Source organism: Kitasatospora sp. NPDC087314 (genome assembly GCF_044744365.1).
GTDB lineage: Bacteria > Actinomycetota > Actinomycetes > Streptomycetales > Streptomycetaceae > Kitasatospora.
Window position 1 is genome coordinate 64396 of the sequence record NZ_JBIUYE010000001.1, and the last position, 25509, is coordinate 89904.

Consider the following 25509-nt stretch of genomic DNA (forward strand, 5'->3'; position numbering starts at 1 on the left):
TGGACGCGACTCAAGGGCCCGGTCAGGCAGCTCAGCTGGTCTCCGCCCGAGCGTGGGCGCGCTTTCGTCCAACCCCCATGAACTCCGAGCCCGGGAAGGCACCTACACCCCATGGCGAGCAACCTGTCGTTCATCGGCCGCGACTTGGCGATCGACCTTGGAACTGCCAACACGCTGGTGTACGTCAGGGGCAAGGGGATCGTCCTCAACGAGCCGTCCGTCGTCGCGGTGAACACCAACACCGGCGGCATCCTGGCGGTCGGCGCCGAGGCGAAGAAGATGATCGGCCGCACCCCGGGCAACATCGTCGCCATCCGCCCGCTCAAGGACGGTGTGATCGCCGACTTCGAGATCACCGAGCGGATGCTCCGCTACTTCATCCTCAAGATCCACCGCCGCCGCTACCTCGCCCGCCCCCGGGTCGTGGTCTGCGTGCCCTCCGGCATCACCGGGGTCGAGCGCCGCGCCGTGATCGAGGCCTCCTCGCAGGCCGGCGCCCGCCAGGTGCACATCATCGAGGAGCCGATGGCCGCGGCCATCGGTGCCGGGCTGCCCGTCCACGAGGCCACCGGCAACATGGTCGTCGACATCGGCGGCGGCACCACCGAGGTCGCGGTCATCTCCCTCGGCGGCATCGTCACCGCCCAGTCCATCCGGGTGGCCGGCGACGAGCTGGACAACGCGATCGTCCAGCACATCAAGAAGGAGTACTCGCTGCTCCTCGGCGAGCGCAGCGCCGAGCAGATCAAGATGAGCATCGGCAGCGCCTTCGGCCTGGAGGGCGAGAAGGACGAGCACGCCGAGATCCGCGGCCGCGACCTGGTCAGCGGCCTGCCCAAGACCGTGGTCATCTCCGCCGCCGAGGTCCGCGAGGCCATCGACGAGCCGGTCAACTCGATCATCGACGCGGTGAAGACCACCCTCGACCAGTGCCCGCCCGAGCTGGCCGGCGACGTCATGGACCGCGGCATCGTGCTCACCGGCGGCGGCGCCCTGCTGCGCGGCCTCGACGAGCGGCTGCGCCGCGAGACCGGCATGCCGATCCACATCGCCGAGAACCCGCTCGACTCGGTCGCGCTCGGCTCCGGCAAGTGCGTCGAGGAGTTCGAGGCGCTCCAGCAGGTACTGGACGCGCAGCCGCGCCGTTAGCACCAACGAGACATCCGACACTCAACTGAACGGGTCGCCGCCCGGGCCCCACAGCCCGGGCGGCCGGCCAGGTACGAAGGGGCAGTACCAGCACCGTGAGGGACACACGAGAGAGCCGGCTGCTGCTCATCCTGCTGGTGGCCGTCGCCTTCGCACTCATCACCGTGGACATCAAGGGCGGTGAGAGTTCCCCGCTCGGCGGTGCCCGACGCGCGGCCGCCGGCGTCCTCGGCCCGGTCGAGCGCGGCGCGGCCGCCCTCGTCGACCCGGTGGCCGACACCGTCCGGGCCTTCCGCGACGCCGCCGGCAACAACGGCCGCACCGACCAGCTCACCCGCGAGAACACCGAACTCCGGCAGAAGCTCGCCTCCTCCGACCTGGCCACCGGGCGCACCAAGCAGCTCGACGACCTGCTGCGCACCGCCGGCGCCGGCGGCTACACCGTCAAGGCCGCCCAGGTCATCGCGATCGGCCCGGCCCAGGGCTTCTCCTGGACCATCACCATCGACGCCGGCAGCGACGACGGCCTGGCCCGCGACATGACGGTGATCAACGGCCAGGGCCTGGTCGGCCGGATCACCACCGTCGCCCCGACCACCGCCACCGTGCTGCTCGCCTCCGACCCCGGCTTCTCGGCCGGCACCCGGCTGGAGGGCACCGGCGAGATCGGCTTCGCCTCCGGCGGCGGCACCAGCCCGATGAAGGTCTCGCTGCTCAACGGCAAGGCCCAGGTCAAGACCGGCGACCGGCTGGTCACCTTCGGCTCGCAGAGCGGCCGCCCGTTCGTGCCCGGCGTGCCGGTCGGCAAGGTGGTCGAGGTCGAGGCCACCCCGGGCCAGCTGACCAAGACCGTCCTGGTCGAGCCCTTCGTCCAGTTCACCCGGCTGGACCTGGTCGGCGTGGTGGTCGTGCCGCCGCGCAGCGACCCGCGCGACGGCGTCCTGCCGCCCGCCCCCGCCCCCGCCCAGGGACAGGCCCCGGCCGCGCCCGCCGCCCCGTCCGCCAAGCCCACTGGGGGGAACTGAGCCATGCGCCTCGCCCGCATTCCCGTCTCCGCCGTCCTGATCCTGCTCGGCCTGATCCTCCAGGTCAGCGTCTTCGGCCGGCTCCAGCTCCCGGGGGCCACCCCGGACATACTGCTGCTCGTCGTGGTCGGTCTGGCCATGGTCTACGGGCCGTCCGGTGGTTGCGTGGTCGGCTTCTCGGCCGGCCTGCTGGCCGACGTCGCGCCGCCCTCCGACCACGCGATCGGCCGCTACGCGCTGGTGCTCTGCCTGATGGGCTACGCCGCCGGGCTGCTGCGCCCGGACCACGGCCGCCAGCGGTCGGTGTCCGGCGCGCTGCTGGTGGTGGCCGGCGCGGCGGTCGCCTCCACCCTGCTGTACGCGATGGTCGGCGCCCTGGTCGGCGACACCGCGGCCCGGCACGTCGGCCTCGGCGGCCTGGTGGTCAGCGCCCTGCTGTACGACCTGCTGCTGGCGCCGTTCGTGGTGCCGCTGGTGATGCTGATCGGCCGCCGCTTCGGGCGCGACCCGGTGAGCGCCGCCAGCGACGACGACGAGGGCGGCCCCGGTCTGGGCACGCTGGCCCGCTACCGCACCACGCGTGAGGTCTCGGCCGGCCCGTCCTACAAGAAGCGGCGCGTGCCCGGCTTCGCCCGGCGCCCGTAACCGGCCCGGCGCCCGTCACCGGCCCGGACCCCGACCTCCCGACTTCCCGCATCCTGGAGCGCACGAGACGTGAGCAACATCCCCGAGACCGGCCGTACCCGGCGGGTGACGATCCGTCTGGTGGTGCTGCAGATCCTGGTGCTGTCGCTGCTCGCCACCCTCGGCGGGCGGCTGTGGTACCTGCAGATCCGCAACGCCAGCGTCTACACCGCCAAGGCGACCGGCAACCACATCCGCGAGGTGGTCGAACCGGCCGTCCGCGGCGAGATCCTGGACGCCTCCGGGCGGATCCTGGCCGGCAACGAGACCCGACTGGTGGTCTCGGTCAGCCGCACCTCGCTGCTGCAGCAGAAGGACGGCGGCAAGGCGGTGCTCGGCCGACTGGCCGACGTGCTGGGGATGCCCGCCAAGGACGTGCAGGAGAAGGTCCGGCTCTGCGACGCCAAGACCCCGCAGCCCTGCTGGAACGGCTCGCCCTACCAGCCGATCCCGGTCACCAAGGAGGCGACCACCCAGCAGGCGATGCAGATAATGGAGCGCCGCGAGGACTTCCCCGGGGTCACCGCGCAGCCCACCGCCGTGCGCCGCTACACCGGCGCCGAGGGCGCCAACATGGCCCAGGTGCTCGGCTACCTCTCGCCGGTCACCGACGACGAGGTCAGCAAGACCGCCGACAAGAGCGGCCTGGACCGCTACCTGCCGGCCGACCAGATCGGCCGGGCCGGGCTGGAGTCGGTGTACGACCGCGACCTGCGCGGCACCGCCGGCATCACCCAGTTGGCGGTGGACAACCTCGGCCGGGTGATCGGCACCGCCGGCACCGCGGCGCCGCAGACCGGCAACAACCTGGTCACCAGCATCGACGCCCGGGTGCAGAAGGTGGTCGAGGACAACCTGGCGCAGGCCATCGCCGACGCCCGGAACACCTTCGACAAGGTCACCAACCGCAACTACGAGGCCGACTCCGGCGCCGCCGTGGTGATGGACGTCCACACCGGACGGATCGTCGCCATGGCCAGCGCGCCGACCTACGACCCCAACCTCTGGGTGGGCGGCATCAGCGGCAAGGACTACCAGTCGCTGACCAGCAAGGACTCCAACTTCCCGCTGCTGAACCGGGCCATACAGGGTCAGTCCGCCCCCGGCTCGACCTTCAAGGTCATCTCCACCACCGCCGCCGTGGAGGCCGGCTACCCGCTGGACGGGACGTACGCGTGCCCGAAGAGCGTGACCATCGGCGGCCGCGAGTTCAAGAACTTCGAGAGCGAGAGCTTCGGCTCCATCACCCTGGAGAGGGCGCTGGAGGTCTCCTGCGACACCGTCTTCTACGGCCTGGCGAACGACCAGTGGCTGAAGGACGGCGGCATCAAGCCGAAGAAGGACCCGGGCGACTGGTTCTTCAAGACCGCCCACCAGTTCGGCCTCGGTGCCAAGACCGGCATCGACCTGCCCGCCGAGGTCACCGGCCGGGTGCCGGACCGGCAGTGGAAGCAGTCCTTCTACGACAACAACAAGGACGCCTGGTGCAAGCAGGCGGCGCAGGGCGGCAACAGCTTCTCCGACCAGATCGCCAAGGAGAACTGCGTCGACGGCTACCAGATGCGCGCCGGTGACGCCGTCAACTTCGCGATCGGCCAGGGCGACACGCTCGTCACCCCGGTCCAGATGGCCCGGATCTACTCGGCGCTGGCCAATGGCGGCACCTTCTACCGGCCGACCATCGCCAAGGCGGTGATAAGCCCGAGCGGGGATCTCGTCCGCGAGATCGCCCCGCACGAGGACGCCAAGTTCCCCGGCGATCAGAAGCTGCTGAGCTACATCAACCAGGCCACCGCGGGCGTCATCACCAGCGGTACCGCCGCCTGGAAGTTCGCCGGGGCCGGCTGGCCGCAGGACAAGATCGAGCTGCACGCCAAGACCGGCACCGCCGAGGTCGAGGGCAAGCAGACCACCTCCTGGCTGACCACGTACAGCAAGGACTACGCGGTCGTCATGACGATCAGCCAGGGCGGCACCGGCTCCGGCGGTTCGGGTGACGCGGTCCGCCGGATCTACCAGGCGCTGTACGGCGTCGACGACAAGGGCACCATCGACAACGGCAAGGCGCTGCTGCCCGCGCCGCAGGCCGAGCTGCCGAAGTTCAACGCGGACGGCACCGCGATCGTCAAGCCGGCCGCCTACACCGTCGACCCGGCCCCGGCCGGTGCGGCCCCGGCCGCGGTGACCCCGGCCGGGCTGGACGCGGTGCAGGACGGGCCGGCCCCGGCATCGGCCTTCCTCGACCCGCCGCAGCCGACCGACCGGCCGGCTCCGGGCACCGCGGCCGACGCCGCACTCGAACCGAACCGCGGCCCGGGAAGGGGGCGGGCATGACCTCCTACGGCTCGTACCGGCAGCTGCGGCTGACCCCGCAGCGCAGCGGGGTCTCCAAGGCCCTGGCCAAGGACTCCCCGCTGTGGCGGCTGGACTGGATACTGCTGCTCGCCGCGCTGGCCCTGTCGCTCGGCGGCTCGCTGCTGGTCTGGTCGGCGACCCGCGGGCGGGACTCGCTCACCCACGGCGACCCGCAGTACTTCCTGTACCGGCACCTGACCAACCTGGTGGTCGGACTGGTGCTGTGCGCGGTGGTGATAGGGATAGGGAGTCGGCGCTTCCGCACCCTGGTGCCGTTCCTGTACGTCGGCGTGATCCTGCTGCTGCTCGCCACGCTCAGCCCGCTGGGCTCGACCATCAACGGCGCGCACTCCTGGATCCAGCTGGGCGGCGGCTTCTCGATCCAGCCGGCCGAGTTCGCGAAGCTGGCGATCGTGCTGTCGATGGCGGTCGTGCTCTCGGACCAGGTGGACGCGGGGGAGCGGGAGTTCCCCTCGCACCGGGCGGTGTTCCGCGGCCTGGTCTGGGCCTGCCTGCCGATGTGCATCGTGCTGCTGATGCCGGACGCCGGCTCGGTGATGGTGATGGCCTCGATCGTGCTGGGCATCCTGCTCGGCTCGGGGGCGGCCAACCGGTGGGTGCTCGGGCTGCTGCTGACGGGCGCCGGCGGGTGCGTGGCGATCTGGAAGCTCGGGGTGCTGAGCAAGTACCAGATCGACCGCTTCGCCGCCTTCGCCAACCCGCAGCTGGACCCGTCCGGCGTCGGCTACAACACCGCGCAGGCCCGGATCGCGATCGGCTCGGGCGGGCTGACCGGCAAGGGGCTGTTCCACGGGACACAGACCACCGGGCAGTTCGTGCCGGAGCAGCAGACCGACTTCGTGTTCACGGTGGCCGGCGAGGAACTGGGCTTCATCGGGGCGCTGGCGATCATCGTGCTGGTCGGCGTGGTGCTGTGGCGGGCCGGCCGGATCGCCCGGCAGGCGACCGACCTGTACGGGACGATCGTGGCCGCGGGGATCATCGCCTGGCTCTCCTTCCAGGCCTTCGAGAACATCGGGATGTGCCTGGGCATCATGCCGGTGGCGGGTATCCCGCTGCCGTTCGTCTCCTACGGCGGGTCGTCGATGTTCGCGGTGTGGATCGCGGTCGGGCTGCTCCAGGCGGTCCGCAGTCAGCGGCCGATAGCGGCCTGAGCGAGCCGTCCGGCGAGGGCCGGTCCGAGAACCTCTCGGGCCGGCCCTCGCGGTGTCTGTCGCGGCGCACCCAGGACCACAACTCAGATTTCTGGAAGGTGAGTTGGGGCTGGTCTCGGGTCAGAGCAGGCAGTCGGCGGCGGTGAGCACCGCGCGGACCTGGTGGGCCAGCTGGTCCTGGACCGGCACCCAGCGGGCGCCGAAGCGGTGGCGCAGCCGGCCCAGGCTCTCGGTGACGATGTCACGGGCCCGGCCCCGGGCCGCCTCCACCGCCGGACCGCCGGTGTCCGCCAGCAGCCGCAGCAGCATCGACGCCACCCGCAGCGGGATCCGGGCCGCGACGATCCCGGCGGTGGTCACCCGGGACACCGTGAGTGGCTCGGCGCACCAGCGGGCCAGCCACTCGTCCGCCACCGGCGGGCAGACCTCCAGGGTGAACCCGGCCGTGCGCACCAGCGGGCCGTACCTCGCCCCGGTGTGCGCGGGCACCTGGGCCAGCAGTCCGGAGAGCTCCTCGGCACGCTCCCGCAGCGTCCGGGCCGCGGCGCCGACCGCGCGCTCCACCGCCGGGTGCGGGCGGCCGTCGCCGACCGCGTCGACGGCCCACATCGGCACCTCCAGCACGGCCGTCACCCCGCCGTACCGGCGGGCGTACGACCAGGTGGACAGCTCCGGCTCGTCCGGCAGCACCCGCGAGCGGCCGGCGCCGTCGGCCGCGGGCATCAGGTACGTGCCGGGGGACGGGCTGGCCCAGCCGAACGCGTCGAAGGGGTCGATGTCCAGCGGGAGGCCGGCGCGGCGCACCGAGGAGGCGAAGAGCCCGGGCAGCCGTGGCACCGGAGCGGTCAGCTGGATGAAGGCACCGCCGAAGTCCACCCCGTGCAGCGAGCACTGCAGGAACGGGCGCAGCTCGTCGATCAGGCCCGTCAGCGCCAGGCTCTCCGGCATCGGGGGCCGGCCCGCGTCGGCGGCCGGCAGCAGTTCGGGCTGCTCCTCGAAGGAGGGGCGGAAGAAGTGTTCGTAGTGCCGGCGCATGGTGAGCGATCCGTCCAGCCAGCCCGCGTTGAGCGCGGCGCCGTCCGGGTCCAGGCAGAGCAGCAGGTGCCAGGACAGGCCGGGCCGGGGTTGGCGCGCCAGCAGCACCTCGGCCAGCCGCAGGGCGCCGGCCGTGCCGATCGGCTCGTTGGGGTGCGGGCCGCCGACGACCAGGACCGCGCGCGGGCCCCGGTCGACGGACAGCAGCAGCAGCGGGCGCCCGGCCCGGGACCGGCCCACCTCGCGCAGCCGGCAGCGCTGCGGGTGGCGCCGTGCGAGCCGCCGGGCCGCGGTCTCGGCCTGGGCCACCGTGGGGTAGCGGGCCGGCCGGGTGTCGAGGGGCCGGCAGGGGCGGGCCCGCCGGTCGGTGTCGGTCATGGCTCTCCTAGGGCGTGTCCGCGTGTCCGCGTGGCTGCCCGACTGCTGGGCCGTCGGGGCGCGCGGGTGCGCCGCCGGATGCGGTCGGCGGGGCCGGGGACGGGCCCTGCGCGCCGGGGAGGGGGGTCGCCGGGGAGTCGGCGAGGGTTGAGCGTACGGCTCAACTCCCTTGTCCGGAAGGGGTGCAGAGGTCTCTGGCGGGGCCCTGTCAGTACCGCACGGCCCGTCCGGACATGTCAACGGCGGACGGTGTCGGGCGGCGGGCGCGCGCTGCGCGTGCCGGGGCGGCTGCGAACGGGGCCCGCCGCGCCGGAGCACGGCCGGGCGTCCGGGCCGGGCGGGGGCGTGCCCGGGGGTGAGCCAGCGGGCCGTTCCCCGGATTGGGCTACCCTTGAGGGTCACCCCTCCCCGCCGTCGCCTGCCGATGCGCGCGGCACCGAATCACGTCGTAAGGGTTCCTAGTACATGACTGTCGAATCGGTCTTCCCACGCCTGGAGGCCCTCCTCCCGCACGTCCAGAAGCCGATCCAGTACGTCGGCGGCGAGCTCAACTCGACCGTCAAGGACTGGGACGCCTGCGACGTCCGCTGGGCGCTGATGTACCCCGACGCCTACGAGGTCGGCCTGCCCAACCAGGGCGTCATGATCCTCTACGAGGTGCTCAACGAGCGCGAGGGTGTGCTGGCCGAGCGCACCTACAGCGTCTGGCCGGACCTCGAGGCGTTGATGCGCGAGCACGACGTCCCGCAGTTCACCGTGGACGCACACCGCCCGGTGAAGGCCTTCGACGTGTTCGGCCTGTCGTTCTCCACCGAGCTCGGCTACACCAACATGCTGACCGCGCTCGACCTGGCCGGCATCCCGCTGGAGGCCAAGGACCGCACCGACGAGGACCCGATCGTCCTGGCCGGCGGCCACGCCGCGTTCAACCCCGAGCCGATCGCGGACTTCATCGACTGCGCGGTGGTCGGCGACGGCGAGCAGGCCGTGCTCGACATCACCGGGCTCGTCCGCGGCTGGAAGGCCGAGGGCCGCCCGGGCGGGCGCGACGAGCTGCTGCTGCGCCTGGCCCGCACCGGCGGGGTCTACGTGCCGAAGTTCTACGACGTGGAGTACCTGGCCGACGGCCGGATCGGCCGCGTCGTGCCGAACGCCCCGGGCGTGCCGTGGCGGGTGTCCAAGCACACCGTGATGGACCTCGACGAGTGGCCCTACCCGAAGCAGCCGCTCGTCCCGCTCGCGGAGACGGTGCACGAGCGGATGTCCGTGGAGATCTTCCGCGGCTGCACCCGCGGCTGCCGCTTCTGCCAGGCCGGCATGATCACGCGCCCCGTGCGGGAGCGAAGCATCACCGGCATCGGCGAGATGGTCGAGCGCGGGCTGAAGGCGACCGGCTTCGAGGAGGTGGGCCTGCTCTCGTTGTCCAGCGCCGACCACACCGAGATCGGCGACATCGCCAAGGGTCTGGCCGACCGCTACAGCGACGACAAGATCGGCCTGTCGCTGCCGTCCACCCGCGTCGACGCCTTCAACATCGACCTCGCCAACGAGCTGTCCCGCAACGGCCGCCGCTCGGGCCTCACCTTCGCCCCCGAGGGCGGCAGTGAGCGGATGCGCAAGGTGATCAACAAGATGGTGTCGGAGGAGGACCTGATCCGCACCGTCGCCACCGCCTACGGCAACGGCTGGCGCCAGGTGAAGCTGTACTTCATGTGCGGCCTGCCCACCGAGACCGACGAGGACGTGCTCCAGATCGGCGAGATGGCGAAGAACGTCATCCAGAAGGGCCGCGAGGTCACCGGCCAGAACGACATCCGCTGCACCGTCTCCATCGGCGGGTTCGTGCCCAAGCCGCACACCCCGTTCCAGTGGGCCCCGCAGCTGTCCGCCGAGGCCACCGACGCCCGCCTGGCCAAGCTGCGCGACTCGATCCGCGGCGACCGCAAGTACGGCAAGAACATCGGCTACCGCTACCACGACGGCAAGCCCGGCATCGTCGAGGGCCTGCTGTCGCGCGGCGACCGCCGCATCGGCGCCGTCATCCGCGCCGTCTACGAGGACGGCGGCCGCTTCGACGGCTGGCGCGAGCACTTCTCCTACGACCGCTGGATGGCCTCCGCCGAGAAGGGCCTGGCCGGCACCGGCGTCGACGTCGACTGGTACACCACCCGCGAGCGCACCTACGAGGAGGTGCTGCCCTGGGACCACCTGGACAGCGGCCTCGACAAGGACTGGCTCTGGGAGGACTGGCAGGACGCCCTGGAGGAGGTCGAGGTCGACGACTGCCGCTGGACGCCGTGCTTCGACTGCGGCGTGTGCCCGCAGATGGACCTCCAGATCCAGATCGGCCCCACCGGCAAGAAGCTGCTGCCGCTGACGGTCGTCGGTGGCGCTGACCAGCAGAAATAGCCCATGGAGCCCTCCCCGGCGGAATCGGGGAGGGCTCCATGCGTTCGCCGACCAGACGGCGGGCGGCTCCGTCACACGCTGCCCGGCGGGTGCTGCTGCAGCCGGCCTCCCGCCGTCAGGTGAGAACCCGGTCGGGTGCCTCGATGCTGCCGGCTAGACGGTGGCTTGAATCGCCTCAATCGGGTGCGACTGGCCGGTCGTGCCGACCTGGATGTAGGAACTGGTCACCCAGCCCTGCCAGCCGACGTCGCGCACGTGCGCGTTTGCCGACACCGTGCCGGTGCCGACCTTGAGCTCGACGGCCTCGATCGCCAAGTTCTGACCGGTGGTGCCGATGTAGAGGTCCTGGCCATCGGCGACGCAGGCCCAGGCCTGCCAGCCAACGTTGGTGACGTGCGCGCGGGCGCACAGGCCGCCTGTGCCGGAGGTGGCGAAGTTGAGTGCCTCCACCTGCTTGGCCTGGCCGGTGGTGCCGGCCACCGCACCGTTGCAGGCCACGAAGTTCTGCCAACCGATGTCCTGTACGTGGGCCTTGTAGCAGATGGAGCGGCCGCTCACGTTCTGCGCGGCACTCACGTCAGTGGTGGTGGACGTGGCGGCATCCGCAGAGCCGGCGCCGACCAGTGAACCGCCCACGGCGAGTGCCGCGGCGGCGAGGGTCATGGACAGGGTCTTACGCATGATTTTGCCCTCCCGAGATGTGACCAGTATTGAACGCCGGCACGGGTGATCCGTGCGGGCGGTTAATGCTGCGTACTCATGCCTAGGACAGTCAATCGTCGGTAAATTCTCCACGGTGCTCCCGGTATGGATATTTTGTGTAAAATCCTCAATTTTTCGGCGAGGGTTCTGGCCATTCGTGACGTAATTTGGCCTGATCGGACGGGCCGACGCAGGCCCGGTCCGTCGACGAGATCGCGGCGTGGGCGCAAGGGTGCTGTGACGGTTGTCCGTGAGCTGCTCTGACTTGGTGTACGAGGTGGCCACGCACGTCCAGCGAGCGGCGCCGCGCCACTGCAGACCGCATCGACGAGGTTTCTCGGAAGGCTCTTCGGCACGAGAAATGCCGCTGAATTTAGTCGGTTGAGCAGATCGACCTGACCGGCAAGAAGATGCTTCCGTTAACAGCCTCTGGTTGCGCTGACCAGCAAACTGGTCGACAGCCTGAGTGGCGCAGTGAGTAAACGGAGGGGTTCCTTCATGGTGGTCCTGAGGGTAAACGAAGGCGTCGCCATCACCGCCGATGCCGACGGTCAGCGGACCCGGGCCCGACGACGGTCGACGCCGCATGGCGCTTCGTCGGGTCCGGCCACAGTCCGGGCGAAGCGCTCATCACTGCGGGCATCGCGGAGGACCTTGCCACCAACCGCGAGGTGGCCCGCGACGCCACGGAACCCTCTGACCGGCGCCGGGAAGTGCCGTGACGGTTCGTCCCGCCAGGCCGGGCGCGGCCCCGCTGGCGGGAAGCTCTGTCGAGCGGGCGTCGGAGCAAGCACCGGTGCAGGGCCTTGTCCGCGTCGACCTCTATAACAAAGGACGACGTTCCCGTTCTCGTCCTCCGCCGTGGTGTGGCCGAAGGCCGGCTTGCCGACGAGCCGGGCGGACTGGGTCCTGGCGTAGTCGGCGGTCCGTTCGGCTCCGACCGGGTCGGCCCCGTTCCGGCCGGGGGCGTCGGAGTGCGGCTGACCAGGGGCGGAACAAGGGGGGTGGCGGGGCGCGTACCCTTTGAGGTGACAGAGTCCGGACAGTGGCGGCAGCCGCCGCGCCGGACGGGGACAACTGACTAAGGACTGAGCGACCCTGGCACGCCGTACGCCCGACGGTCCGCCGCCCGCGCCCACGGTGCAGCGGATCCGTCTCCGCTACACGAAGCGCGGCCGGCTCCGCTTCACCAGCCACCGCGACTTCCAGCGCGCCTTCGAGCGCGCTCTTCGCCGGTCCGCCGTGCCGATGGCCTATTCGGCCGGCTTCACTCCGCACCCGAAGGTGTCCTACGCCAACGCGGCCCCGACCGGGGTGGCGAGCGAGGCGGAGTACCTGGAGATCGGCCTGGCCGCTCTCCGCGACCCCGAGGAGCTGCGGGCGCAGCTGGACGGGTCGCTGCCGACCGGCCTGGACGTGATCGACGCGGTCGAGGTCCGGACGCCGAACTTCGTGGAGCGCCTGGAAGCCTCCGAGTGGCTGGTCCGGCTGGACGGAGTCGAGCCGCAGGAGGCGGCCCGCGCGGTCGGGGTGTTCCTCGCCGCGGAGCGGGTAGAGGTGGAACGCCTGACCAAGAACGGTGTGCGGGTATTCGACGCGCGCGGTGCGGTGGCGGCGCTCGACGTCCTCCCGCCGCAGGTCGACGGCGGTGCGGACACGGTGGCCGAAGCGGACCGCGATGTTCGGACCGGCCGTCCCTGTGCGATACTGCGCCTGGTAGTACGACACGCCACACCCGCCGTACGACCCGACGACGTATTGTCCGGTCTCCGTGCGACGGCCGACCTGGCGCCGCCGGTCCCCGCAGAGGTGACCAGGCTGGCGCAGGGGCCGCTCGACGAGGGGACCGGCACGGTGACCGACCCGCTGGCGCTCGACCGCGCCGCGGCCCCGGCCGGCTGACCGCCGCCAGGGTTCGCGGGGCCGCGTCCGCCTGACGGGCGGAGGCCGGGTCCAGTGCCTCACTGGACCCGACGGTCCTCCAGGTTCCCGCGGCTCCCCAGGGGAGCGAGCGTCGTCGCAGCACAGGCCGGCCACCTGAGGCCCGCCGACCAGGACGGTCGGTGGGCCCGGGAACCCCGTCCGGGAGCCACCCGGGGTTGGGGAACGGCGCAGCTTGGGAAAACCTCAGAAGACTGGTCAGACCAGAAGACTTTTCGACACCCCGCTGAGCGTGGGGCGCCGAGCGAGACTACGAGCCCCTGTGCGGCCTCGCGTCCGCGCGGCGGCACCGTGAAAGGGTCCGGGCCGAGCATCGTCGCGATGCCGGTCGGACACCGGTGCCGTGCCGTGCCCGGATGTGGAGCCCGGGGGCCTGACGGGAGATCCACCCGCATGCTCGATAACACCGATCCGCAGCAGAACGCGGCAACGGAACAGAACGAGAACGCCGCGAACGGCGGCGAGGGCGCGTCCGCGGCGCCGCCGCGTCGCCGTCGCCGTGCGGTGTCCCGCCCGGCGGGCACCCCGCAGGGCGCGGCCGCCGAGACGGCCGAGACGGTCATCCCGGCCGAGGCGCCGGCGGCGGAGACCGCTCCGGCCGTCGCCCCGGAGGCCGCTCCGGCGGCCGAGAAGCCGGTTCGGGCCCGCCGCACCCGCAAGCGCGCCGAGGCCCCCGCCGGGGCGCCGGAGGCGACCCCGAGCGTGGCCGCCGAGGCGGCCGCCGTCGAGAAGACGGCCGAGAAGACGGTCGAGCAGGCCGCTGAGCCAGCCGCCGAGAAGGACGAGAAGGCGGAGAAGCCCGCCCGGGCCCGCCGCACCCGCAAGCGCGCCGAAGCCCCCGCCGGGGCGCCGGCCGCCGCTGAGGTCCCGGTCGCCGAGCCGGCCGCCGCGGCGCCCGCCGTCGAGGCCCCCGCCGCCGAGCCGGTCGCCGAGGAGGCCCCCGCCGCTCCGGCCCGCCGGGCCCGTCGTCGCCGCGTGGTCGAGGCCGCGCCGGTCGTCGAGGCCCCGGTCGAGGAGCCGGCCGTCGAGGAGCCCGCCGAGGAGGAGCCGGTCGAGGAGGCCGTGGCCGTCCAGCCCGAGCCGGTCGTCCAGCCCGAGCCGGCCGCCGAGCCGACCCACCGGGTGCGCCGCCGTGCGGTCCGCCCGTCCACCGCGATCTTCCAGGCTCCGGTGTTCCAGGAGCCGGCCCCCTTCGTCGCGCCCGCCGCGCAGCAGCAGCCCGCACCCGCGGCCGCGCCGGCGCCGGCGTCGGCGCCGGTCGAGGCCCCGGCCGCGGAGCGCGAGGAGGACGAGTTCGAGTACAGCGGCGTCGGCCGCCGCCGCCGGGTGCGCACCTCGGTGCGGGTGCAGCCGCCGAGCCGTGCGAAGGCCGCCGAGAAGGCCAGGGCCGCGGAGAAGGCCAAGCCGGTCGAGAAGGCCGTCGAGAAGGCCGCGGTCGTCCAGAAGGCCAAGGTCGTCGAGAAGGCCGCCGAGGCCCCGGTCGAGGCGCCCGCCGTCGAGGCCCCCGTCGCCGGTCCGGAGACCGAGGGCGAGTGGGAGGACGACGGCCGTCCGTCGCGCCGTCGCCGCCGGGGTGGCCGTCGCCGTCGCCGTGGCGAGGCCGAGGAGTTCGAGGCCGAGGTCGTCGAGACCGGGCAGCCCGCCGCCGAGGAGTCGGCCGCGGACGTCGAGGAGGAGGGCGAGGAGGAGGACGACCTGGCCGCCGGCCTGTCCTCGTCCCGTCGCCGCCGGCGCCGTCGCCGCCGCAGTGGTGAGGCCGGCGCCGTCGAGGTCGCCGAGACCACCGAGGACGGCGTCCGCACGGTGGTGAAGGTGCGCGAGCCGCGCCGCCGTTCCACCGAGCCGTCCTTCGACCCGGACGAGGTGCAGTCCATCAAGGGCTCGACCCGTCTGGAGGCGAAGAAGCAGCGCCGCCGCGAGGGCCGCGAGCTGGGCCGCCGCCGGGTGCCGATCATCACCGAGGCCGAGTTCCTGGCCCGCCGCGAGTCGGTCGAGCGCGTCATGGTGGTGCGCCAGAACGGCCAGCGGACCCAGATCGGCGTCCTGGAGGACGGCGTGCTGGTCGAGCACTACGTCAACAAGGAGCAGGCCACCTCGTACGTCGGCAACGTCTACCTGGGCAAGGTCCAGAACGTGCTGCCGTCGATGGAGGCCGCCTTCGTCGACATCGGCAAGGGCCGCAACGCAGTGCTGTACGCCGGCGAGGTCAACTTCGGTGCGCTGGGCGGCCACGGCGGCCCGCGCCGGATCGAGTCGGTGCTGAAGTCCGGCCAGTCCGTGCTGGTGCAGGTCTCCAAGGACCCGATCGGCCACAAGGGCGCCCGCCTGACCAGCCAGATCTCGCTGCCCGGCCGCTACCTGGTGTACGTGCCCGAGGGCTCGATGACCGGCATCTCGCGCAAGCTCCCCGAGAACGAGCGCGCCCGGCTGAAGCAGATCCTCAAGAAGATCGTCCCGGACGACGCGGGCGTCATCGTGCGCACCGCCGCCGAGGGCGCCTCCGAGGAGGAGCTGACCCGCGACGTCCAGCGGCTGCAGCAGCAGTGGGAGGACATCCAGAAGAAGGCCGCGACCGGCAACGCCCCCGCGCTGCTGTACGGCGAGCCGGACATGACCGTCCGGGTCGTCCGCGACATCTTCAACGAGGACTTCACCAAGGTCATCGTCTCCGGCGACGAGGCGTGGAGCACCATCCACGACTACGTCTCCAACGTGGCCCCGGACCTCGCCGAGCGGCTCCAGCGGTGGACCTCCGAGGTGGACGTGTTCGCCACCTACCGGATCGACGAGCAGCTGATGAAGGCGCTGGACCGCAAGGTCTGGCTGCCCAGCGGCGGTTCGCTGGTGATCGACCGCACCGAGGCGATGGTCGTCATCGACGTCAACACCGGGAAGTTCGTCGGCCAGGGCGGCAACCTGGAGGAGACGGTCACCCGCAACAACATCGAGGCGGCCGAGGAGATCGTGCGCCAGCTGCGGCTGCGCGACCTCGGCGGCATCATCGTGATCGACTTCATCGACATGGTGCTGGAGTCCAACCGGGACCTGGTGCTGCGCCGCCTGCTGGAGTGCCTGGGACGGGACCGGACCAAGCACCAGGTGGCCGAGGTCACCTCGCTGGGCCTGGTCCAGATGACCCGCAAGCGGGTCGGCCAGGGCCTGCTGGAGTCCTTCTCCGAGTCGTGCGTGCACTGCAACGGTCGCGGCGTGATCGTCCACATGGAGCAGCCGAGCGCCCACGTCCACGCCCCGGCCGTGTCGGCCGAGGCGGCCTCGGGCGGCGGCAAGCGCCGTCGCCGGGGCAAGGGCGGGGCGGTCCAGGAGGAGCCGCTGGCCGTCGAGGCCGAGGTCGAGGTGGCCGAGGCCGTCGTCGAGCTGCCGGTCGAGCCGGTGCGCGAGGAGATCGAGGGCCAGCTGGCCCTGGAGGTCCCGGGTGCCGAGGAGCCGGCCGCGGAGGAGGCCCCGGCCGCCCCGGCGGACCTGGTCGAGATCCCGGCCGCCCCGGCGGCTCCGGCCGGCCGCACCCGCCGCCGCGCGGTGCGCAAGGCGGCGGCTCCGGCCGGCGCGCCGGGCGAGGCCGAGATCGTGGTGCTGCAGGCGCGGGCCGACGCGGCCCTGGAGGCGGCCCTGGAGGCCGCCGCCCCGGCTGCCGCGGCCCCTGAGACCGTGGAGGCCGTGGAGGCCGCCACGGAGGCGCCGGCCGAGCCGGTGGCGGTCGAGGAGGCCGTGGTCGTCGAGGCCGCCGCCCCGGAGGCCGTCGAGGCTCCGGCGGAGGAGGCCGCGGCGACCGGGACCCCGGCCGCCGAGGCCGAGGAGCCGGCCGCGGAGGAGGCCCCGGCGCCCAAGAAGCGGGCCGCCCGCAAGACCGCCGCGAAGAAGACCGCCGCCAAGAAGACGACCACGGCGGCCAAGAAGACCACCGCCCGCAAGACCGCGACCAAGCGGACGAGCGCGGCGGCCAAGAAGGCGGCGGCCGCCGATGGTGATACGGCGGCCGAGTAGTGCCCACGCGCCCGGGGCGGGACTCCTCCCGCCCCGGGCCGTACGGGCCGGTTTGCCCCAGGGGCGGCCGGTCCGTATTCTTGACCACTGGCGTGTCTACGCCACGCTCCCGAGCACATCACCTTCCCGAGGCGCCGCGTTCGCGCGGCACGGGCGGGGAGAGGCCCCTGTGTCCGTACCCAGGTGGCTGGCGTCGGGGGTTCAGACCGAGTAAGGAAAGCAGGTACCGCATGTACGCGATCGTTCGCGCAGGCGGCCGCCAGCACAAGGTCGCCGTCGGCGACGTGCTGGAGATCGACCGTATCGAGGCCAAGCCGGGTGACTCGGTCGAGCTCTCGACCATCCTGATCGTCGACGGCGAGGCCGTCACCTCGGACCCGTGGGTCCTGGCCGGCGTGAAGGCTCACGCCGAGGTGGTCGACCAGACCAAGGGTGACAAGATCGTCATCCTGCGCTACAAGAACAAGACCGGCTACCGCCGTCGCCAGGGTCACCGTCAGAAGCACACCGCGGTGCGCATCACCAGCATCGACTCGGTCAGCAAGTAAGGGGATAGCGAGATATGGCACACAAGAAGGGCGCAAGCTCTACCCGTAACGGCCGTGACTCGAACGCCCAGCGCCTTGGCGTGAAGCGCTTCGGCGGCCAGGTCGTCTCCGCCGGCGAGATCCTCGTCCGCCAGCGCGGCACCCACTTCCACCCGGGTGCGGGTGTCGGTCGCGGTGGCGACGACACGCTGTTCGCGCTGAACGCCGGTGCGGTGCAGTTCGGCACCCGCCGCGGCCGCAAGGTCGTCAACATCGTGGCCGTCGAGGCCTGAGTCACACCAGACTCACAGTGAAGGGTGGGCCGGGATGTTCCGGTCCACCCTTCGCGCTTTACGCAGGTAGAAGCAGACTTTCGCACACTGGAGGCACACCATGACCACCTTCGTGGACCGCGTCGAACTTCACGTCGCCGCGGGTAACGGGGGCCACGGCTGCGCCTCCGTGCACCGGGAGAAGTTCAAGCCGCTCGGCGGCCCGGACGGCGGTAACGGCGGAGAGGGCGGCAGCGTCATCCTCACCGTCGACGCGCAGATCACCACCCTGCTCGAGTACCACCACTCGCCCAAGCGCAAGGCCACCAACGGCAAGCCCGGCGCGGGCGGCCACCGCACCGGCGCGGACGGCGAGGACCTGGTCCTGCTGGTGCCGGACGGCACCGTGGTGCTGGACCGGCAGGGCAACGTGCTGGCCGACCTGGTCGGGCACGGCACCAGCTTCGTCGCCGCCCAGGGCGGCCGTGGCGGCCTCGGCAACGCGGCGCTGGCCTCGGCTCGCCGCAAGGCGCCCGGCTTCGCGCTGCTCGGCGAGCCCGGCGAGGCCCGGGACATCGTCATGGAGCTCAAGTCCGTCGCCGACGTGGCCCTGGTCGGCTACCCGAGCGCCGGCAAGTCCTCGCTGATCTCGGTGCTCTCCGCAGCCAAGCCGAAGATCGCGGACTACCCGTTCACCACCCTGATCCCCAACCTCGGCGTGGTCACCGCGGGCGACACCGTCTACACCATCGCCGACGTGCCCGGCCTGATCCCCGGCGCCAGCCAGGGCCGCGGCCTCGGCCTGGAGTTCCTGCGGCACGTCGAGCGCTGCTCGGTGCTGGTGCACGTGCTGGACTGCGCCACCCTGGAGCCCGGCCGCGACCCGCTGACCGACCTGGAGACCATCGAGGCCGAGCTGGCCGAGTACGGCGGCCTGGACGAGCGCCCGCGCCTGGTCGCGCTCAACAAGGTGGACGTGCCGGACGGCCAGGACATCGCCGACCTCACCCGGGAGTCCCTGGAGGAGCGCGGCTACCGGGTGTTCGAGGTCTCCGCGGCCTCCCGCAAGGGCCTGCGCGAGCTGAGCTTCGCGCTGGCGCAGATCGTCGCCGAGGCGCGCGCCGCCAAGCCGGTCGAGGAGTCGACCCGGATCGTGCTGCGCCCCAAGGCCGTTGACGACGCCGGCTTCACCATCACCGAGGAGGACGGCGCCTTCCGCATCCGCGGCACCAAGCCGGAGCGCTGGGTCCGCCAGACCGACTTCTCCAACGACGAGGCCGTCGGCTACCTCGCCGACCGGCTGGCCCGCCTCGGCGTCGAGGACAAGCTGTGGAAGGTCGGGGCGCACGAGGGCGACACCGTCATCATCGGCCCGGACGAGAACGCCGTCGTCTTCGACTGGGAGCCGACCATGGCCGCCGGCGCCGAGATGCTCGGCCGTCGCGGTGAGGACCACCGCTTCGAGAACCCGCGCCCGGCGGTCGACCGCCGCCGCGAGAAGCAGAAGGGCAAGGACGCGGCCGAGGCCGAGTTCCTCGCCTTCGAGGCGCTCTCCAGCGGCCGCCAGGCCTCCATCGAGGGCGACGACGAGGACTGACCGGACGGCCCCCGGGCCCACCGGCACGAACGGCCCCCGCCACCCTTCGAGGTGGCGGGGGCCGTTCGCGTGCTCACGGCCGACGGGACGTCACTTCGTCCAGGAGGCCTGGAGCTTCAGCAGGTCGGTGAGGTCCGTGTAGCCGACCGCGACCGGGGCGGTGCCGGTGGTGGCGATGATGGTGCAGCCCTTGGCCTCGACGCCCTTCGTGACGCCCTGGAACTTCGCCCCCGTGCACTTGGGCAGCGGGTTGGCGGCGTTCATGACGTTCAGGCCCTTCTGGCCGGTGTTGTCGAAGACGACGAACTTCGAGTCCGGGGCGGTGAAGGAGAGGCTGGCGTCCCCGAGGTTCTTGATGGTGTAGCTCACGTACATCGGGGTGCGGCCCTCCAAACCGGTGGTGGGGACCTTCGCGGCGGTCAGGTCCTGGAGCGAGCCGGCCTCGACACCGGTGACGGTGATCTCCAGCTTGGTGGCGACCTTGGAGGTCTTGTCGGCGAAGTCCACGGTCGCGGGCCGGCCGACCTTCACCGCGGTGGTGGCCGCGGGCACGGCGCCGCCCGCGCCACCGCCCGCCGCGCCGGCCGTCCCGGCGCCGCCCGTGGCACCGGCCGTCCCGGCCCCGGGGGCCGCGCTGGTCGGGGCCGGGGTCGAACCGCCGGCCGCGCCGCCGGTCGCGGCCCCGGAGGCGGCGGTGGTCGGCGCCGGCGCCGCGCCGGTGGCGCCGCCCGCCCCGGCCGGGGTGTCCGTGTTGTCCGGACCGCAGGCCGCGAGCGACAGGGCGGTGGCCGCCGCCAGTGCGGCGACGGTCAGCTTGGTGGTGTACGAACGCATGGTGCGCTTTCTCCCGGGCGCGCGGCCGCGAACCGTTGCCGGCCTGCCCAGTGCGGCGCCGCCCCGATGACGGGAACGTCGAAGACGAATGGGTTCAGCGGGCAAGAAGCCGTCCCCCGATCTGGCTTGCGGTCAGGGACCATACCAGCCACCCGGATTGGCGGTCGGGCTGTGGCGACGCCGTGACCAGGGCGGGTCCAGCCGGTGAAACTCCCTGCGGGTGACCTGCGCGGATCGCGTAGATTTCGGGGATGGCGGCCCCGGGCCGGGCCCGCCGCACCCGCACCACACCGGAAGGGCGTACAGCGAGATGAGCGAGGACTCACTGCGCGAGGAGGTGCTGACCGCGCGGCGGATCGTCGTCAAGGTCGGCTCCTCCTCGCTCACCACGGCGGCCGGCGGCCTGGACGCCGACCGGGTCGACGCCCTGGTGGACGCGCTCGCCAAAGCACGCAGCCGCCCGGAGGCGCCCGAGGTCGTCCTCGTCTCCTCCGGCGCCATCGCCGCCGGGCTCGCCCCGCTCGGCCTGGACCGGCGGCCCAAGGACCTGGCCCGCCAGCAGGCCGCCGCCAGCGTCGGCCAGGGCCTGCTGGTCGCCCGCTACACCGCCTCCTTCGCCCGGTACGGCATCCGGGTCGGCCAGGTGCTGCTCACTGCCGAGGACGCCAGCCGGCGCGCCCACTACCGCAACGCCTACCGCACCCTCGACCAGCTGCTGGCGATGGGCGCGATGCCGATCGTCAACGAGAACGACACCGTCGCCACCGCCGAAATCAAGTTCGGGGACAACGACCGGCTGGCCGCGCTGGTCGCCCACCTGGTCCGGGCCGACCTGCTCGTGCTGCTCTCCGACGTGGACGGCCTCTACGACGGCGACCCGGCCCGCCCCGGCAGCAGCCGGATCGACCGGGTGGGCGGCCCGCACGACCTCGACGGCGTCGAGATCGGCAGCGCGGGCAAGGCCGGCGTCGGCACCGGCGGCATGGTCACCAAGGTCGAGGCGGCCCGGATCGCCACCGGCGCGGGCATCCCGGTGGTGCTCACCGCCGCCAGCCAGGCCGCCGACGCGCTGGCCGGCCGGCCCACCGGCACCCTCTTCCTGCGCACCGGCAGCCGCACCTCCGACCGGATGCTCTGGCTGGCCCACGCGAGCAGCCCGCGCGGCGCCCTGCACCTGGACGCGGGCGCCGTCACGGCCGTCGTCTCCGGCGGCGCCTCGCTGCTGCCCGCCGGGGTCACCAAGGTCGACGGGGAGTTCACCGCGGGTGATCCGGTGGACCTTCTTGCCGAAAACGGCCACATCGTGGCTCGCGGACTGGTCAACTTTGATGCGAGGGAGTTGCCCCGCCTGCTCGGCCGGTCCACCCGCGACCTGGCCCAGGAGTTCGGCGCCGCGTACGAGCGCGAGGTCGTCCACCGCGACGACCTGGTCGTTCTGCGCGGCTGACCGGCCGGTGTGCCGGTGCCGGCCCGTCGGCGGAGTGCGGTCGGTGGACCGCTGCGTACGGGGAGAGGCCCGGCCGCGGGCGAGGAGGGGCGCAGCCGTACCGGTCGGCCGCGGGCCGGCGGGGCCGGTGCGGGGGACGACACGACATCGCCGAACAGGAGGCCGCCGGTGGAACGCAGGCGCGAGGCAGCGCTGACCGCAGGGACGGCGGGCCGGCGGCTGACCAGCATCGACGGCGGCCGCGGGGACGGCCCCGCCGAGCCGGCCGGTCCGCCGCCGCAGGGGCCCGGCGGGGTGCGCGGGCTGCGGCCGCGGCGTGCCGACACGGGGGAGCCGCCCACCGTGCCCGAGCAGGCCCGGCTCTGGCACGTGGTGCTGAGCGTGTCCGGGCAGGTCACCCCGCTGTCCTCGCTGCGCGCCTCGCTGGAGCGGCTGGCGTACGACCACTCGTTCTTCCTCACCGCCCGCTACGCCGCCGACCACGCCGAGATCCGGTACTGGGAGCAGGCCCGGGACCTGCACGACGCGGCGGCGATCGCGCTGCGGCTGTGGGGCGAGCACAAGGTCACCGCGAACCTGCCGCCGTGGGAGATCGTCGGCCTGGAGGTGGTCGACCGGGCGACGTACCACAAACGGGTGGCGGAGGGCTTCGGCGATCCGCCGCCGCACCTGGGCGGGGTGCACCCGTACTGAGCGTCCGGACGCTGTCTCACCGGGCGAAATGGCCGCTCGGCGGGCTCGGCGCAGTCGCTACCCTTGGCGCATGACCAGCGATCTCGCCACCGCCGACAGCCCCGTCCTCGCCGTAGCGCGCCGAGCCCGGGAGGCGGCCGCCGCGCTCGCCCCGCTGCCGCGCAAGGCGAAGGACGCCGCGCTGCTGGCGATCGCGGACGCCCTGGTGGCCCGCAGTGCCGAGATCACCGCTGCCAACGCCGAGGACGTGGCCCGGGCCCGCGAGGCCGGCACCGCCGAGTCGGTGATCGACCGGCTGAGCCTCGACGACGAGCGGATCGCCGCGATCGCGTCCGACGTGCGCGACGTCGTCGGTCTGCCCGACCCGGTCGGCGAGGTGCTGCGCGGCTACACGCTGCCCAACGGCCTGGACGTACGCCAGGTGCGGGTGCCGCTCGGCGTGGTCGGCATCATCTACGAGGCCCGGCCGAACGTCACGGTGGACGCCGCCGCGCTCTGCCTCAAGTCCGGCAACGCGGTGCTGCTGCGCGGCTCCGCCTCCGCCTACCGCTCCAACACCGCGCTGGTCGCCGTCCTGCGGGACGCCGTCGCCGAGGCCGGGCTGCCCGCCGACGCCGTCCAGCTCGTCCCGGGCGAGAGCCGGGACTCCGTCCAGGAGCTGATGCGCGCCCGCGGCCTGGTCGACGTGCTGATCCCGCGCGGCGGCGCCTCGCTGATCCGCACCGTGGTCGAGGGCTCGACCGTGCCGGTGATCGAGACCGGCACCGGCAACTGCCACGTCTACGTGGACGCGCAGACCGACCTGGCGATGGCCGTCGGCATCCTGCTGAACTCCAAGGCGCAGCGGGTCAGCGTCTGCAACGCCGCCGAGACGCTGCTGGTCCACCAGGACGTCGCGGACGCCTTCCTGCCGCTCGCGCTGGCCGCGCTCGCCGAGGCCGGGGTGACCGTGCACGGCGACGACGCGGTGCTCAAGGCCGCCGAGGGCGGTGCCGCGACCGTGGTGCCCGCCACCGACGAGGACTGGGGCGCCGAGTACCTCTCGTACGACCTGGCCGCGGCCGTGGTGCCCTCGCTGGACGCCGCCGTCGAGCACATCCGCCGCTGGTCCTCCGGCCACACCGAGGCGATCGTCACCACCTCGCAGGCCGCCGCCCGTCGCTTCACCCGGCTGGTCGACTCGACCACGGTGGCCGTCAACGCCTCCACCCGCTTCACCGACGGCGGGGAGTTCGGCTTCGGCGCGGAGATCGGCATCTCCACCCAGAAGCTGCACGCCCGTGGCCCGATGGGCCTGCCCGAGCTGACCAGCACCAAGTACATCGTCACCGGTGACGGGCACGTGCGCGGCGAGGCGACGCAGACCGTGGGCGGGGCCGCGGACGCCCGCTGAGCGGGGCCCGGGCGGCGGGCCGGGGCGGCCCGGACCGCCGTGCGTCACACGTGTGACGGACCAACTGCGATGAGCCACAGACAAATCGTCCGCCCGGTAATACGCTGAATCCGTGGCTGACGATGTGGGGGGCTCGCCGTACCCCGACGGCGCCGACCACGGTGGTGCGGACGACGAGTTCGCCACCGTGGTCTTCGATGAGGCCTTCGTCCGATCCGCCGCCGTGCACGAGCCGACGGCCAAGGAGCGGCAGCTCGCCGCCGCCGAGGCCAGGTTCGAGCCGGACACCGCGGGCCCGGGCTGGGGCTATGACGTCACGGCCGGGGACGGGCTGCCGCTGGAGCTGCGCCCGTACCCGAGCGGACTCGACGACGACCGCCTCTACCCGGATCCCTGGTCGGGCCCCGGCCGGGCGACCGGCCGCCCCGGCCGACGCCGGGGCCGGCGCGGCTACGACCCGGTGCACGGGCACGGGCGGTACGTGGCCCAGCAACGCTGGCACCGGCCGGTGGCGTGGGTGCTGGCCGTGATCATGGGCGTGAGCCTGGTGGCGGTCGCGGTCGCGGCGATCTACCAGGGCGTGGGCGGCTCCTCCGGCGCGCCCCGGCGCCCGGAGTCCGGCAGCAGCAGCCCCGGGACCGACCCGAGGCCCGCGCCGGCCGAGCCTTCGCTCGTGGTCACCGCACCCGCGGGGTGACGTCGACGGGGTGGTGCGCGCCGGGGCGGGCGGTCGCCGGGCGTTCCCGGGAATCTGTGTGAGCACCCTCGTGGAGGGGCGCGGATGCGCCTTACCCTGGTGTCATGGGTGACCCGCGAGAGCCTCCTGAGGGTGCGCCCGACGGTGGTTCCGGAAACGAGGACGAATACCGGTCCGTCGTGTTCGACGAGTCGTTCGTCCGGGCTGCCCGGATCCAGGAGCTGTCCGCCCGGGAGCGGCTGGCCGGCTCCTTCGGCCGGGCCACCCGCCCGCGGGTGCGGCTCGGCCCGCTGGGTACCGTGCCGCGGCAGGCGCTCGCCCTGCTGCTGCTCATCCTGCTGGCCTTCGGGGCCGCGGTGTACTTCGGCGTCCGCTCGCCGACCGGGATGTCGGCCCGGCCCGAGGGCAGTCAACTGACCGTCAGCCTGGTCGCGTTGAGCCCGGCCTCGGCGGTCCGGGCGGTGGCCGACCCGGCGGATCCGTTCGCCGCGCTGCCGACCGGGTACAGCGACGGGGCGATCGGACTGGGCACCCCGACCGGGGCCGCCACCGAGCACTTCAGCCGGGGCGAGGTCACCAAGGCGCTCGACACCGTCCAGCGCTACCTGGTCGCCTCCTCGCTGACCCCGGCCACCCTCGTCCAGGGCGCCACCGCCGACGTCCGGGCCTTCGTCACCCCCGGTGAGCAGGCCCAGTTCGACGCCAGCGTGAGCCAGCCCGTCGACGACCGGCACCACGCGCTGACCGGCTGGCTGGTCCGCTTCGACCCGGCGCGGGTCGCGCTGGCCGCCGACACCGTGAAGGTGACCGGCGCGATGCGGATCGACGAGGCGGACACCGGCACGCTGCAGATCACCACCGACCACACCTTCGTCTACGCGCTGAAGCCCGCCGGCGCCCCGGCCGGGGCGCCGGTCACCCTGGAGACCGTCCGGCGGCAGCTGACCTTCCAGTTCGACCGGGTCGACCTCGCCTCGGCGCAGCTGCGGCTGGTGGACTCGGTGATCCAGGCCGGTCCGGAGCCCTGCACCACCTCGATGGCCGGGTTCCTCCAGCCGGTGCTGGCCACCCCGCAGGGCGCCCAGGTCGCGCCCCCGTCGCCGATCGACCCGGGCAACCACGCGCAGCCGGCGTGGCAGGTGTGCGGAGTGCTGGCGGGAAGCTGAGGGGCGCCTCACCGGGATTCCCGCAGCC

At 73.0% G+C, this 25509-nt stretch carries 19 protein-coding genes; 16 read left to right on the top strand and 3 right to left on the bottom strand.

Annotated features, from left to right (window positions below; translation table 11 throughout):
• The first annotated feature begins 123 nt into the window (after positions 1-123).
• The 5 genes from ACIO5E_RS00295 (at position 124) to rodA (ending at position 6388) form a co-directional block, all read left to right on the top strand.
• Positions 124-1149: a rod shape-determining protein gene (locus ACIO5E_RS00295; protein WP_030256393.1), complete on the top strand. Its 1026-nt coding sequence runs from the start codon at positions 124-126 to the stop codon at positions 1147-1149.
• Between the two features lie 95 nt (positions 1150-1244).
• On the top strand, positions 1245-2174 hold the full coding sequence (mreC, locus tag ACIO5E_RS00300) for a rod shape-determining protein MreC (RefSeq protein ID WP_400661715.1): 930 nt from the start codon (positions 1245-1247) through the stop codon (positions 2172-2174).
• 3 nt (positions 2175-2177) lie between these two features.
• A complete protein-coding gene (gene mreD / locus ACIO5E_RS00305; protein ID WP_400661717.1) occupies positions 2178-2819 on the top strand; it encodes a rod shape-determining protein MreD in 642 nt (213 codons plus the stop codon).
• A gap of 69 nt (positions 2820-2888) precedes the next feature.
• Positions 2889-5192, top strand: a complete 2304-nt coding sequence (gene mrdA, locus ACIO5E_RS00310) for a penicillin-binding protein 2 (protein ID WP_400661720.1) — start codon at positions 2889-2891, stop codon at positions 5190-5192.
• On the top strand, positions 5189-6388 hold the full coding sequence (gene rodA / locus ACIO5E_RS00315) for a rod shape-determining protein RodA (protein WP_400661722.1): 1200 nt from the start codon (positions 5189-5191) through the stop codon (positions 6386-6388). Before mrdA ends, rodA begins: the two co-directional genes overlap by 4 nt.
• A 120-nt stretch (positions 6389-6508) precedes the next feature.
• On the opposite strand, the gene ACIO5E_RS00320 is transcribed toward rodA, so the two are convergent.
• On the bottom strand, positions 6509-7801 hold the full coding sequence (locus ACIO5E_RS00320) for a M14 family zinc carboxypeptidase (protein ID WP_400661724.1): 1293 nt from the start codon (positions 7799-7801) through the stop codon (positions 6509-6511).
• Positions 7802-8266: 465 nt separating this feature from the next.
• Between ACIO5E_RS00320 and ACIO5E_RS00325 the strand changes: the two genes are divergently transcribed.
• Positions 8267-10210 carry a TIGR03960 family B12-binding radical SAM protein gene (locus tag ACIO5E_RS00325; RefSeq protein WP_400661727.1) on the top strand — a complete coding sequence of 648 codons (1944 nt, stop codon included), beginning with the start codon at positions 8267-8269 and terminating at the stop codon, positions 10208-10210.
• A 153-nt stretch (positions 10211-10363) separates the two neighbouring features.
• Here the strand turns inward: ACIO5E_RS00325 and ACIO5E_RS00330 are convergent, their stop codons facing one another.
• A complete protein-coding gene (locus ACIO5E_RS00330) occupies positions 10364-10891 on the bottom strand; it encodes a hypothetical protein (protein ID WP_400661730.1) in 528 nt (175 codons plus the stop codon).
• Positions 10892-12052: 1161 nt separating this feature from the next.
• On the opposite strand from ACIO5E_RS00330, the gene ACIO5E_RS00335 reads away from it, so the two are divergent.
• From ACIO5E_RS00335 to obgE, 5 genes are all read left to right on the top strand, one after another.
• Complete coding sequence (locus ACIO5E_RS00335; RefSeq protein WP_400661733.1) at positions 12053-12814, top strand: TIGR03936 family radical SAM-associated protein; 762 nt, start codon at positions 12053-12055, stop codon at positions 12812-12814.
• A gap of 432 nt (positions 12815-13246) precedes the next feature.
• A complete protein-coding gene (locus ACIO5E_RS00340) occupies positions 13247-16855 on the top strand; it encodes a ribonuclease E/G (protein WP_400661736.1) in 3609 nt (1202 codons plus the stop codon).
• Positions 16856-17085: 230 nt separating this feature from the next.
• Entirely contained in the window at positions 17086-17403 is a 318-nt protein-coding gene (gene rplU, locus ACIO5E_RS00345; RefSeq protein ID WP_280677087.1) for a 50S ribosomal protein L21, read from the top strand.
• A 14-nt stretch (positions 17404-17417) separates the two neighbouring features.
• Positions 17418-17675 carry a 50S ribosomal protein L27 gene (gene rpmA, locus ACIO5E_RS00350; RefSeq protein ID WP_280677085.1) on the top strand — a complete coding sequence of 86 codons (258 nt, stop codon included), beginning with the start codon at positions 17418-17420 and terminating at the stop codon, positions 17673-17675.
• 100 nt (positions 17676-17775) lie between these two features.
• Complete coding sequence (gene obgE, locus ACIO5E_RS00355; RefSeq protein ID WP_280677083.1) at positions 17776-19251, top strand: GTPase ObgE; 1476 nt, start codon at positions 17776-17778, stop codon at positions 19249-19251.
• 90 nt (positions 19252-19341) lie between these two features.
• Here obgE and ACIO5E_RS00360 read toward each other — a convergent pair whose 3' ends face one another.
• Positions 19342-20085 (bottom strand): hypothetical protein, encoded by a 744-nt coding sequence (locus ACIO5E_RS00360; protein WP_400661741.1) that lies wholly within the window; start codon positions 20083-20085, stop codon positions 19342-19344.
• Between the two features lie 310 nt (positions 20086-20395).
• Between ACIO5E_RS00360 and proB the strand changes: the two genes are divergently transcribed.
• The 5 genes from proB (at position 20396) to ACIO5E_RS00385 (ending at position 25481) form a co-directional block, all read left to right on the top strand.
• Complete coding sequence (proB, locus tag ACIO5E_RS00365; RefSeq protein WP_400661744.1) at positions 20396-21532, top strand: glutamate 5-kinase; 1137 nt, start codon at positions 20396-20398, stop codon at positions 21530-21532.
• A gap of 168 nt (positions 21533-21700) precedes the next feature.
• Entirely contained in the window at positions 21701-22225 is a 525-nt protein-coding gene (locus ACIO5E_RS00370; RefSeq protein WP_400661746.1) for a hypothetical protein, read from the top strand.
• Between the two features lie 70 nt (positions 22226-22295).
• Positions 22296-23618 (top strand): glutamate-5-semialdehyde dehydrogenase, encoded by a 1323-nt coding sequence (locus ACIO5E_RS00375; protein WP_280677075.1) that lies wholly within the window; start codon positions 22296-22298, stop codon positions 23616-23618.
• Positions 23619-23730: 112 nt separating this feature from the next.
• Positions 23731-24315 (top strand): hypothetical protein, encoded by a 585-nt coding sequence (locus ACIO5E_RS00380; protein ID WP_400661749.1) that lies wholly within the window; start codon positions 23731-23733, stop codon positions 24313-24315.
• 104 nt (positions 24316-24419) lie between these two features.
• On the top strand, positions 24420-25481 hold the full coding sequence (locus tag ACIO5E_RS00385) for a hypothetical protein (protein WP_400661751.1): 1062 nt from the start codon (positions 24420-24422) through the stop codon (positions 25479-25481).
• Positions 25482-25509: the final 28 nt, after the last annotated feature.